Source organism: Thiomicrorhabdus heinhorstiae (genome assembly GCF_013391765.2).
GTDB classification, from domain to species: Bacteria; Pseudomonadota; Gammaproteobacteria; order Thiomicrospirales; family Thiomicrospiraceae; genus Thiomicrorhabdus; species Thiomicrorhabdus heinhorstiae.
This window is the reverse complement of record NZ_JACBGI020000004.1, coordinates 111,004-123,478: the sequence shown is the minus strand read 5'-3', so window position 1 is coordinate 123,478 and position 12,475 is coordinate 111,004. Positions and strand designations below refer to the sequence as shown.

The window sequence follows — 12,475 nt, the reverse complement described above, 5'->3', positions numbered from 1 at the left end:
GGATGTCTGAAAGTACACAGAATGGCGTGCATTCTCCCGATGCTAAAGCGGCTGACTCGACGGTAAGCTCCTCTGGCAAATCAATACACAAAGAAATCCAGAACGAATTACTGGACTGTCTGGTTCTCTATACCAAGCTGAATCGCAAATCCCATTCAAAAGACGCTTTAATAGCCGGTTTGCCGATTCATAACGAGCAGATTACACCGGAACTTTTCATACGAGCTGCCGAAAGAGCCAATTTGATCGCTGCTTTCAAAGAACGTCCGCTTGAGAACATTCCCAACCTGGTTTTGCCCTGTATTCTGGTTCTAAACAACGATCGCGCCTGCATTCTGGAATCGATCGATGTCGATAGCGGCAGTGCCAGCATCATTACGCCGGAAGCCGATGAAGGCGAAATCATTATTCCGATCGAGAAACTGCAACAGGATTACAGTGGCTACGCAGTCTATTTAACCAATAAGATTCACCACGATAAGAAAAGAGAGAACCTGATCGGTCTGGAAGAGGGACACTGGTTCTGGAGCACATTATGGGAATCAAAGTCGATCTACCGCGACGTTTTACTTGCCTCATTTATTATCAACGTCTTTATCGTTGCCACACCATTGTTCGTCATGAACGTCTATGACCGGATCGTTCCGAACGATGCGACCGAATCACTCTGGGTATTGGCGATCGGCGTCAGCGTAATATATATTTTCGACTTCGTACTCAAGTATCTGCGTTCCTACTTCCTGGAAATCGCCGGTAAAAAAAGCGACATACTGATGTCTTCCCGTCTGTTTGAACAGACGCTTGGTTTAACCATGTCCAATCGTTATGGATCGATCGGGGCTTTCGCCAATATTCTGCGCGAATTCGATACTATCCGGAATTTCTTCACCTCGGGGACCATCGCCGCAGTGGTCGATTTGCCGTTCGTTATTATCTTCCTACTGGTTATCTTCTATATCGCCGGCAGCATCGTCTGGGTACCGATTGCGATTATCTCGATCATTCTGCTCTACAGCCTGTTCCTCACCGGGCCGATCCAGCGCAGTATCGAAGCGACCTACGAAGCCAACAACCAGAAAAATGCCGTTCTGATTGAAACCTTAACCGCCATGGATACCATCAAATCCCTCGGCGTCGAAGCCCGTGCACAATGGCAATGGGAACAGGCTGTCGGTGAAATCGCCCAAGCCAGTGTCAAATCCAAAATGCTGCAGAATTCCATTGCACGAGTAACCGAATTCTTCCAGCAGCTCAGCACCGTAGTCATTATTATCGTTGGTGTTTACCTGATTACCGACGGTGATCTGACAATGGGTGGACTGATCGCAGCGGTCATGCTGAGCCAGAGAGCCGTTGGCCCTATGGGACAATTTGCCAGCTTGGCAACCAGCTATCTGCAAACCAGAACCGCCCTGAACTCTTTGAACGAATTGATGGAAAAAGAAGTCGAGCGTCCATTAAATAAACGCTTCATTCAACACCCCAAATTCGAAGGAAAAATCGAGTTCAATAATGTCAGTTTTACTTATCCGGGCGAGCGCAAACCGGCACTGAACAACGTCAGCTTCGTTCTGGAACCGGGTGAAAAAGTCGGGATTATCGGCCGTATCGGCTCTGGCAAATCGACTATTCAAAAATTGATTCTGGGCTTTTATAAACCGAATGAAGGCAGCATCCTGATCGACGGTATCGACATCACCCAATTGGACCCGGCCGAGCTGCGTCGCAATATCAACTATGTACAACAGGATGTCACTCTGTTCAAAGGCGATGTCCGCGACAATATCGCTTACCGCGCTCCTTACATCGACGATGAAGCAATTATTAAGGCCGCCAAGCTTGCAGGCGTGGACGATTTCATTCGTAAGCATCCGTCCGGCTATAGCTTAAATATTACCGAAGGCGGTAAATCGCTATCCGGCGGTCAGCGTCAAAGTATCGGGGTCGCACGAGCCCTGCTGTTTGATGCTGCGATCTATATGTTTGACGAACCGACGAATGCCATGGACGCCCGTTCCGAGCAGACCATGATCGAACGTTTGAAGAAAGGCATCCTCAACAGCACGACTCTTGTCGTAACACATAAAATGAGCATTCTGCAATTGACCGAACGCTTAATGGTTATCGACAACGGCAAACTGATTGCCGACGGCCGTAAAGAGAACGTCTTGGAAGCTCTGAAAACCGGTAAATTGAATAAAAACGAATAAGTCTCGCAGGACATAGCTAATGCAGTTTAAAAACTTGATAAAAAAATCGAAAACGCAGCTACAAGAAAATGACCTCGAGTTCATGTCAAGCTTGAGTCAAGCGACCTTGGAGAAGCCGACTTCCCGCTCTCAAATTGTGGTTTGGGTCGTATTATTAGTTCTGATCTGGTCGGTGGCTTGGGCCAATTTTGCTGAACTGGATAAAATCGTTCGCGGAACAGGGAAAGTCGTTCCTTCCACTCAGATCCAAATTATTCAAAACCTGGAAGGTGGGATTGTTGAAGAGCTCTATATCCATCCCGGTGATAAGGTAAAGAAAGGCCAAACTCTTCTTAAACTGGACAACACACAATTTGCCAGTTCTTACGGTGAAAGTGAAATCAAGGAAGCGCAGTTAATTGCCAGGGCACAGCGTTTGGCCGCCGAGGCTTTCGACAAACCGCTTCAAAGAGTCACCATCACCGATAACGAACCTGTTCAAGCACTCTATAATCGTGAATACGAGCTGTATCTTGCCCGCCAGAAACAACGCGAGAGCGACGACGCAATTATTATTGAGCAGATTGAACAAAAGAAAATCGAACTGCGCGGAACACTAGGAGAACAGCAGCAGCTGAAACGCTCCCTTTCTCTTATTTCAAAAGAAGTAAATTTAATGCAACCTCTGGTACGCCAAGGCGTTGCATCAGAAGTGGATCTATTGAAATTGCAGCGTCAGGAAAACGATGTTTTGACAAAGCTCAAAGGCGTGCAAAATAAAATTCCTCGACTGCAATCGCAAATTACCGAGAACCGTGCCAAGCGAATCGAAGCAAAAGAGCAATTCATGAACGATGCACACGAGGAATTGAACAAGGTCTTGGCCGAGAAATCCCAACTGGAAAAGTCCAAAGTCGCTCTGAAAGACCGCGTTAACCGTACCGACATCAAGTCACCGGTACACGGTACAATTAAACAGATGTTCGTCAACACGATCGGTGGGGTTGTCCAGCCAGGTAGCGACATCGTCGAAATCGTTCCTGACGACGACTCTTTAATTCTGGAAACGCGCATTAAACCGGCAGACATTGGTTTCTTGTATCCGGGCTTAAAAGCAAAAGTAAAATTTACCGCCTATGATTTCTCGATTTACGGCGGTCTAGACGGTTCAGTGATAGGCATTTCCGCCGATACCATTACTGACGATGAGGGCAACAGTTACTATTTGGCTAAAATCAAGACCGATAAAAACCATTTAGGAAAAGAGAATGACCCTCTATATCTACTTCCTGGTATGACAGCTGATGTAGATATTATCGTTGGAAAACATACTGTGCTGGATTACATTCTGAAACCGATCATCAAAACCAAAGATTTGGCATTGAGAGAGTCGTAATACAATATAAAGGAAGCTGAATTACACATCAGTCTTTAAAATATCCATCCGGCCATTATCCGTTAAAATAGCCAGCTAGTTTCACGATGGCTGAGATTAAGGTCATGAATAATGAAGCGAACACTACTCTATGCTTACGAAGAAAAAGCTCTGCCTAATTGGTTACAAGCATGTGACAATGATGCAGAGGTGTTGAAATCATTAGCAGAATTGGGACATAATGCAGCAAACGGGCAATTGTTAATGATCCAGATTGGCAGGGAAGTGCAAATAGAGCAAATTAATAAACTATGTCAATTAAATTTTGATATATTAGCTCTAAGTAACACACCCACAGACTCTGAGGGATTAAAGCTCTTCCAACTAGGGATCAAAGGATACCTGAATACTTATTCGACAATCGACCGTATCAAACAGGCCATTGATACGATCAAATCGGGTAATGTTTGGTTAGGGCAATCCCTGATGCAAAGCATGTTTGCCGCCATGCAGCCGGCAAAGCAAGCGAATGATAATTGGAAAAACTTATTAACAGTGCGAGAATTGGCGACCGCTGAGCTCGTGCTTGAAAGTCTTAGTAATAAACAGATTGCTAAGCAACTGAACATAACAGAACGAACCGTAAAAGCCCACTTGCATAATATTTTTCAAAAGCTTGAGGTATCGGATCGTTTGGCCTTAGCCCTAAAAATAAAAAACTGGTAATATTATTTCTACAGAGAAACCGTAATTGGAGAAAATTAATTATGCGCAGACGTTTCCCAAAATTATTTGCGGCCTTAAGCAGCGCTTTCATCCTGAGTAATCTCAGTGTTGGTACTGCTCATGCTATTGAACTTGTCCCAACGGTTGAAGATGCTATTTTGCATAATCCCGAATTTAGAGAACAGGTAAAAGCCCATCAAGGTGTGCAAGCTGATCTGCGCGGCGCTGAAGGTGGTTGGCTACCAAAAATCGATTTGGGCGCAGGGATTGGTCAAGAAAAAATCACCACTAAAACGGCTGATACCGATCTTACCCGAAAAGAAGCCGCAGTAACGGTCTCACAAAACTTATTCGAAGGTTTTGCAACGCAATCCGAAATTACACGTCAACAAGCCCGTTTGGATTCTGCAGGTTACTCTGCACAAGCAAAGGCGAATGAAATTGCTCTAAGCATGGTAGAAGCCTATGTAAACCTGCTAAAGGAACAAGAGCTTCTACGTCTGGCACAACAAAGCCATGAAACCCATCAGCGCATCCTTGATCAAATTATCCAACGTAACCAAGCCGGTGTCGGTAACTCTGTCGAAGTCGACCAGGCTAAAGCACGTCTTTCTCTAGCAAGCTCAAACTTGATTGCCGAACGTAATAATTATCGCGATACCCTGGCCCGTTTCGAACGTGTTCTAGGTCGTATGCCTGATTCCGATCTTGTCAAACCAACCTTCAGCTACAAATTCCCGGAAAAACTGGAAGATGCCGTTAACACTGCTTTGATCGAGCACCCTGCAATGCGTTCAGCAAATGCCGACATTGCAACTGTTCGCTATCAGTATGACGTTGCCGAAAGTGCTTTCTACCCACGTGTCGATGTAGACGTGAAACAAACTTGGGATGAAAACATTAACGGAATTGAAGGCAAAAGCGAGAACTTCCAAGCAATGTTGCGCGTCAGTTACAACCTTTTCAACGGCGGCAAAGATGACGCTAACCTGGACAAAGTAGCTGCTTCTGTTCACCAAGCGGCTGAAGTTCGAAACACAACACGTCGTCAAATCATTGAAAACATGCATTATGCTTGGAACGCTGAAAAATATATCCGCGACCAGCTTGAATTCATGCAAAAACACAAAGACCTGACCTTGGCGACTTTGCAGGGTTACCGCAAACAATTCAGCTTAGGACGTCGTTCACTGTTGGATCTATTGAACACCGAAGACGAGTACATCAGCGCACAGCGTGCTTTGGTATCAAGCCAGCATGATCACTTGATCGCTGAATACCGTATTCTTAACGGTATGGGCTTATTGCTAAACGCTTTGAACATCAAAGTAGATTACGCACTTGCTGAAAACGATTACAAAGAAGAATAATTGAATCCTCTACATTCAAGCATTCAATAAAAAAGGCGCTAAAAGCGCCTTTTTTATTGCCCTAAATTCAAATTTAAGAATTAATTAACCCTCAAGGCTAAAGCCGAATACAATTCCCATAAACCAAACAAGGCCACAGTCAGACCTGCGATCCTCCGCACCCAGACTGCTCGGGCCAATCGAGTAAAGTAAAAAGCGAACACCCCCATCAGAAGCAGATTCGGCAAGGTTCCCAGACCAAAAAACAGCATAATTAAAGCGCCGTCCAGTAATCCACCTGAACTCATTGCCATGATCAGCATGCTATAGACCAATCCGCACGGCAGCCATCCCCATAGAAAACCGTAAATCCATGCTTGGGTATAGTTTTCCACCATCGAGTATTTTTGTACTTTCGGTTTGAGTTTCTCCCATAAAGATTGTCCGAAACGCTCAATTACAACAATTCCGTTCCACCAGCCACCAAGATAAAGCCCAAGAGCAACCATTAGCAAACCAGCCAACATCTGGAGACTCACTTGTATCGGCAACAAACCATCCAAAGTCATTAAACCGCTTCCAAGGAAGCCGAAAAAAGCACCGATCAACGCATAACTCAAGATTCGTCCCAAGTTATAAGCCAGCTGAAACTTCAGCATGCGGAAACGACTTCTTTGGATGTCTGCTTTTAAACCGAATGTCAAAGCGCCAACGACACCGCCGCACATACCTAAACAGTGAACACCGCCCAGCAAACCAACAATTAATGCCGTAACCAAAACCGACTCACTCATACAATCATTTTTTCCTTGCAAAAATTGTGACCGTTATTCTAACGGCATTCATTGTCATAAGAAGAAAAGCCATAAACAAAGTAATGATAAAAACTTCTTTTCATTCGCTAAATAATTTCATTCATAAAAAACTTATTCAAGCAGCCATAAAGAGCTATGATAAGGTGTAAATACACTAAATATTACGTACTATCTTTAAATAATACGTTAGCGGATGGCGCTGGGATAAATGACTAAACATACACTTTATTTCAAAATTGCGCTATTAATTAGCGTCTTAATAATGAGCACCCCGTCAAAGGCCGGCGACGTTCAGCTTCTGTGCAACTTGAATTCGCCTACCGAGATTACACTTTCACATCTTCAGCTTAAGCGTATCTATACGATGAAAACCAAAGTCTGGCCGGACGGTACGCCAATCACAGTCTACACATTGGAAACCGGTAATCCACTCCACAAAGCATTCGCACAAGAACTACTAAAAACCGATATCTACCAATTGGACCGAATATGGAACCGACTGACCTTTAGCGGCCAGAGCAAACCCCCGATCATTTTGGAAAACGAAACCGAAATGCTGGAAAATTTAAAAAACACTCCAGGTTCCATTGGTTACCTATCAAGTAAAGTCAATATTGACCATGCCTTGCAAACCATTCAAATAAGCGGGCCCCAACAATGAAATTACGTAACATACTATTCACTTCCCTCTTACTTTGTATCAGCTCGTCTCCGCAAGCGCATGAAGATTTGGAAGAGCTATCGGTAAAGGGTTTTGTTTCTCAAGCTTACTTTAAGAGCACAGATAACCCCTATGCAACCAATGCAACTCTTAACGAGGGCGGCAGCTTCAATTTCAGAGAATTGGGACTGAACCTTAACTGGGAAGTAAACCATGAACTGAGGTTTGCGACTCAAGTACTTTCCAGACAATACGGAAATGTCAGCAACGGTTCGCCGATTTTCGATTTGGCCTTAATCGATTATTCTCCGGTCCATACCCTCAATGAAATTGCCGGCATCCGTATAGGCAGAGTCAAAACACCTTACGGCATCTATAACGACTCCAGAGATTTACCTTCCACTCGCCCTGGCGTATTACTCCCGTCAATTTATTTTGAAAACCTTCGTGACCTGATGCTATCAACCGACGGAGGCAGTCTCTATTTTGAGCAGGACAACGATCATGGTCATTTAGCAGTAAATGTTTACGCTGGACAAAGGGACCTTGAAGATAAGAGTCTTGAGTACAAGCAATTCTATGCCGACATTCCTGGCGGCGACTTCAAGAAACTAAATAAGCAAGGTTTGAAGGTAGAATGGAGCCCATTTTCACTACCCGGCTTGAGTTTCGCCTATAGCATGTTGAATTGGGACACGGATTTAGTTTTTTCCACCCCTTTTCCATTAAGCAGCCAATATTATACCGGGACGGTCAACTCAACCAAATTGAAGACACTACATCACCTGTTATCCGCTCAGTATCAACTACGTTCCCTCACCTTCACAGCAGAATGGATGAAGGCGGACGGAAGTTTAAATGTTAAGGGTTCCAGCGGTACAGGAAAGGTTAATATCGAATCCGAAGGATATTTCCTGCAAGCGGAATGGACACCGGTTCCGAGACTTACCGGCTTGCTGCGGTACGAAGCCTACAAGCCATACAAAAACCACTCATCCATTGATAGTAACGCCATCACCCTTGCAGGGCGTTGGTACTTTAATCCTCAGTGGCTATTAACCAGCCAATATTCATGGCATGAAGGAATTGCCGACATTCCGACATACGAAGGAATTGATTTTAGTAATTTGCAGGAGAGCTGGGCGCTCTTTGCACTGCAACTCACCTATCAATTTTAATCGTTAAGAGCCTTGAAATGACCAGACCCAGCTCCATCCGACAACTCAACTACGCTGTAGCTTTCCTTTTAGTCGGGCTAAGCGTGATTTTTATCTGGGTGCTGACCGACGGCTACCGCCAGTTCGATGCCGATCAAAAACGCCTGCAGAATATCAAACAGGCGGAAATCGAGCTGCACGTCATCAAACTCCTCGAGACCGAAGCCTACTTCGCCTACAAAATCTCCTACGACCATAGCAAAGAACTTTACCGAAAATGGACCGAATCGCAAAAACAAGTCGATCAAATTATTTACAAACACTTTTTCAATAAAGATCAATCTCCGATTTTCTGGCTTGACGAAGCTTGGCAAAATCAGCTGGAACTTCGTCAGGGATTAATCGCCTGCTCAGCGACTTCAAGCTGCGATAAAATTTTCAACGGCGCATGGGAATATCCGCCAAACGAACTGCAAAGCGTGTTTATAAACAGCAATATTAAACATCTGTATCAGTTCACTGAACAAAATCTGGCCAGTCTGTCGCAATTTTACGTCCGATTTCTGCAGTGGAGTCTCCCGCTGGATCGCCTTTTTGAGATGAGCGAACACTATAAGCTGCATCCCCACGCCAATCTCAAAGATGAAATTGCCAATCTGCACCTCATCATTCAGCACAACGGATACTACCTTGATGTTGATTCGGACTTAATGAAAGAATTTCCGCAACTGGGGCAAAAGCTGGCAAATATTCGTCAGCTTTATTTAAAGAGCATGGATGCAAGCATATTTCCGATACTGTTCCCCGAAAAATTGTCGCAAAACCCGCAGCCAGCCACGACAGAACAACAACTCCTCGACGAAAACTGGCAATTACTGGCGTTTCTTCAATCCCTCATTGCGGCTAAAGCAGAGAAACTGACCAGTGACAGGTTCACCTATATCAGTATTCAAAAAACCATCTTGGCGGCCATATTCATCGGATCCATTTTTCTGATTATCTTGTTCCGAAAACGCGCTTTATTCCCGCTCAGGCAAAACGAGGCGATCCTGCAAGGAGCCGCGATAGGAATTATGCAGACGGACAGCAAAGGAGTAATTAAACGAGTTAACCAAGCGATGGAGACCATCTTCGGCTATCCATCGCAAGAACTTATGAATCAGCCGCTGCAAATGCTGATGCCGACTCACTCTCCTGACAAACATTCTTCCGATCTGTTGCAAGACTGCTTAAACCATAATAAAGAATTAAACGGCCAAAAAAGTGACGGCCATGTTTTTCCGATTGAGTTAACGGTCAGCGCCATTCAGAGAAGCAGTGAGAAAGAGTTCATCGTTCTGGTTAACGATTTAACGGAACGTAATGAAGCCAAAAGGCAAACCGAACTACGAAACAAACTGCTCAACGCGCTCAAAGATGCGATTGAAACCTTTATGGCTCACCCGGAAAATCAACAGGAGGTATGGAAACACCTTTTAAATGCACTTTTAGACATCAGTGAAAGCCGGTATGGCTTTATTGGCGAAGTTATCTACTCTGACGACAATCAGCGATGTCTTAAAATCTGTGCCGCCTATTGCCAGGATGCTCAATCTGAGCCTCAGAGTTTCCGAACCGGATCTGCGCGAAACTCAGATATTCTTTGCCAGTCCGACAGTTTCATCGACGAACTTTTTCAAAATCAAAAGGGAATCATCATCAATGACGTACAAACGCCTATTGAGCAAAATAGCCCGTACAAAACAACTGAAATCAAACGCTATATGGGCGTACCGATCTACCAGGGGAAAAACCTTGTCGGTGCCTATCTGATAGCTAACCGTCAAAGTGATTATCTCCCCAAAATGATCGATTTCCTAGAACCTTTTCAAGCGACTTGCAGCGTCTTGATGGCAAGCATTCATCAGAATGAGTCACAGAAAACGCTGATGCATGAACTTGAAATTGCCCGCGACGATGCCCTGCACTCCAAACAACTTGCCGAAGATGCCGCACAGGCCAAATCGATCTTTCTCGCCAACATGAGTCATGAAATCCGCACGCCTATGAACGCCATTATCGGCATGGCTTACCTTGCGCTGCGTACGGATCTAAATCAACAGCAGCACGACTACATCGATAAAATCCACCGTTCCGGACAATCTCTACTGCATGTCATAAACGACATACTCGACTTCTCCAAAATCGAGGCAGGGAAACTGCAAATCGAAAACATCCCCATGCAGCTTGAACATGTCATCGCCGACAGTGTGCAGCTTTTGGCCGAAACCGCAAATAAAAAAGGGTTGGAACTGGTGGTCACCTATCAGCCTACCGAAAGTCTGGGAGACGGTGGTCAAGTCCTTGGCGACCCTTACCGATTGCAACAGATTCTCAACAATCTACTGTCAAACGCGATCAAGTTCACGGAAGAGGGATTTATCCGAGTGGATGTCAACGCTCTTCCCAAGCGCAACCATCTGGATATTCAAATCCTCGTCGAGGATACCGGTATCGGCATGAGCCAGCAACAGTTGCGAAATCTGTTTCAGGAATTTACTCAAGCGGATAGCTCTACCACCAGAAGGTACGGGGGAACCGGCCTGGGTCTGTCCATTTGTAAACGGATTATCGATTTGATGGGCGGAGTAATTACAGTCGAAAGCACACCGCAGCAGGGCAGCCGTTTTACCGTCAGCTTACAGCTTCCTCTTGCTCCGCAATTAAGCCACCCTGATTTCTCCGGTCTTCGAGATAAAACCGCTTTAATTGTCGATGACTTGCAAATTCTTAGAAGCAGCCTAAAAAGCCAGCTGCAACTATTTGGCATTCACACTTCCAATGCCGGTAGTGTGCGTGAAGCAATCGCAATCCTCGAAACCGGTAATTTCGATTTCATACTGCTGGACTGCGTCATGCCGGAGGAGAGCGGAGACATCTTACTCGAGCACCTAACAAAACACCGACCCGAATTACTCGGGAAAACTCTATTAATCAGCGCTTACGGCACTGAAATCCTCCGCGAGATCTGCCAGAAATACGCCCTGAACTCGCGACTTGAAAAGCCAATCTTGCCAAGCTCTTTATACGAAGCTCTTCTGCACATTCAGCAAGGCAAACTTCCGGAACACTCCGCGAGTGAAGACAAACAACTCAGGATGAATTTGAACGGGGTCCGAGTACTGCTTGCCGAAGACAACCAGATTAATCAACAAATCGCGCTCGAATTGATGCAATCGCAAGGAGTAGAAGTCACTGTCGCGAATAACGGCCAGGAAGCACTCGATAAGTTATATGAAAAAGGTCCACGCTACTTTGACCTTCTATTCCTCGATTTACAGATGCCGGTCAAGGATGGTTACCAAACTGCGAAGGAAATACGCACCAAGCCAGAATATGACGATTTCCCCATTTTCGCCATGACAGCCCATGTCTTGGATCAGGAAAAACAACAAACCAACGCGCTCGGCCTGAACGGCCACTTGGACAAACCGATCGATCCGGACAAACTCTACCAGACACTCGAGCGCTTTGCTTCTCAGAAAACGATGTCATCCTCCCCGGAAAAACCTCGCGAAAAACATCAGGACAAGTTACCGGAAATAGAAGGGATGAACCTGAAATTCGCTCTAAAAATGACCGCCGGCAATCGAGAACTGCTGGATAGATTGCTTGAAGAATATTGGGAAAACTACCACGATCTGGCAGACGAGCTAGATATGAGCAAGCCTCCAATGACTTCGCAAAGCTTAAAAGAACTTCTGATTTTAGTGCACTCATTCAAAGGTGTGTCAGCAAGCCTTGGTGCGGATCAATTAGCGGAGAAAGCCCAGGCTGTCGAACAATTACTGAAGGATGATAAACATCAATCAAACACCCCGCTTCTGAACGAAACGATCGAAAATTTACTGTCGACGCATCGGGATGTTTTTAAAGCCCTCAAACAGTATGTAACCGGCCTACAGTCAGCCGAAGAAGTCCAAGAACCGTCGAAAGAGCCGCCGCCTTTTTCCGAGCTCGACCCATTCCTAATCAGCTATGACAGTCAGGCGTTAAAAATCTGGCATACTCATAAGCAAGACTTCAAAAAACACCTTGGCTTCTCGGATTACAAAAAAGTCGATCGCGATATTGAAAATTTTGAGTTTGATTCAGCACGAAAAATTCTCAAGCAATATTTTGCAAAGAACGAGTAATTACTTTCTTAATATTACGTTAATATAC

General features: G+C 45.1%; 8 protein-coding genes. 7 read left to right on the top strand and 1 reads right to left on the bottom strand.

From position 1 onward, the window contains the following. Positions 1–2 precede the first annotated feature (2 nt). From H8792_RS04245 to H8792_RS04230, 4 genes are all read left to right on the top strand, one after another. The gene (locus tag H8792_RS04245) at positions 3–2,210 is read left to right on the top strand and encodes a type I secretion system permease/ATPase (protein ID WP_185977693.1); all 2,208 of its coding nucleotides are present in this window, start codon (positions 3–5) and stop codon (positions 2,208–2,210) included. 82 nt (positions 2,211–2,292) lie between these two features. After that, positions 2,293–3,585, top strand: a complete 1,293-nt coding sequence (locus H8792_RS04240) for an HlyD family type I secretion periplasmic adaptor subunit (protein ID WP_185977692.1) — start codon at positions 2,293–2,295, stop codon at positions 3,583–3,585. 111 nt (positions 3,586–3,696) lie between these two features. After that, a complete protein-coding gene (locus H8792_RS04235; protein WP_185977691.1) occupies positions 3,697–4,290 on the top strand; it encodes a response regulator transcription factor in 594 nt (197 codons plus the stop codon). Between the two features lie 41 nt (positions 4,291–4,331). Next, the gene (locus tag H8792_RS04230) at positions 4,332–5,660 is read left to right on the top strand and encodes a TolC family outer membrane protein (protein WP_185977690.1); all 1,329 of its coding nucleotides are present in this window, start codon (positions 4,332–4,334) and stop codon (positions 5,658–5,660) included. 80 nt (positions 5,661–5,740) lie between these two features. Here the strand turns inward: H8792_RS04230 and H8792_RS04225 are convergent, their stop codons facing one another. Next, a complete protein-coding gene (locus tag H8792_RS04225) occupies positions 5,741–6,433 on the bottom strand; it encodes a sulfite exporter TauE/SafE family protein (protein ID WP_185977689.1) in 693 nt (230 codons plus the stop codon). A gap of 283 nt (positions 6,434–6,716) precedes the next feature. Here H8792_RS04225 and H8792_RS04220 point away from each other — a divergent pair, with 283 nt between their 5' ends. The 3 genes from H8792_RS04220 to H8792_RS04210 are packed head-to-tail and all read left to right on the top strand — an operon-like array spanning position 6,717 to position 12,447. Beyond that, positions 6,717–7,115: a type 2 periplasmic-binding domain-containing protein gene (locus tag H8792_RS04220; RefSeq protein ID WP_185977688.1), complete on the top strand. Its 399-nt coding sequence runs from the start codon at positions 6,717–6,719 to the stop codon at positions 7,113–7,115. After that, complete coding sequence (locus H8792_RS04215; protein ID WP_185977687.1) at positions 7,112–8,293, top strand: hypothetical protein; 1,182 nt, start codon at positions 7,112–7,114, stop codon at positions 8,291–8,293. The genes H8792_RS04220 and H8792_RS04215 overlap by 4 nt, the downstream gene beginning before the upstream one ends. A 17-nt stretch (positions 8,294–8,310) precedes the next feature. Further along, positions 8,311–12,447: a response regulator gene (locus H8792_RS04210; protein ID WP_185977686.1), complete on the top strand. Its 4,137-nt coding sequence runs from the start codon at positions 8,311–8,313 to the stop codon at positions 12,445–12,447. Positions 12,448–12,475 lie beyond the last annotated feature (28 nt).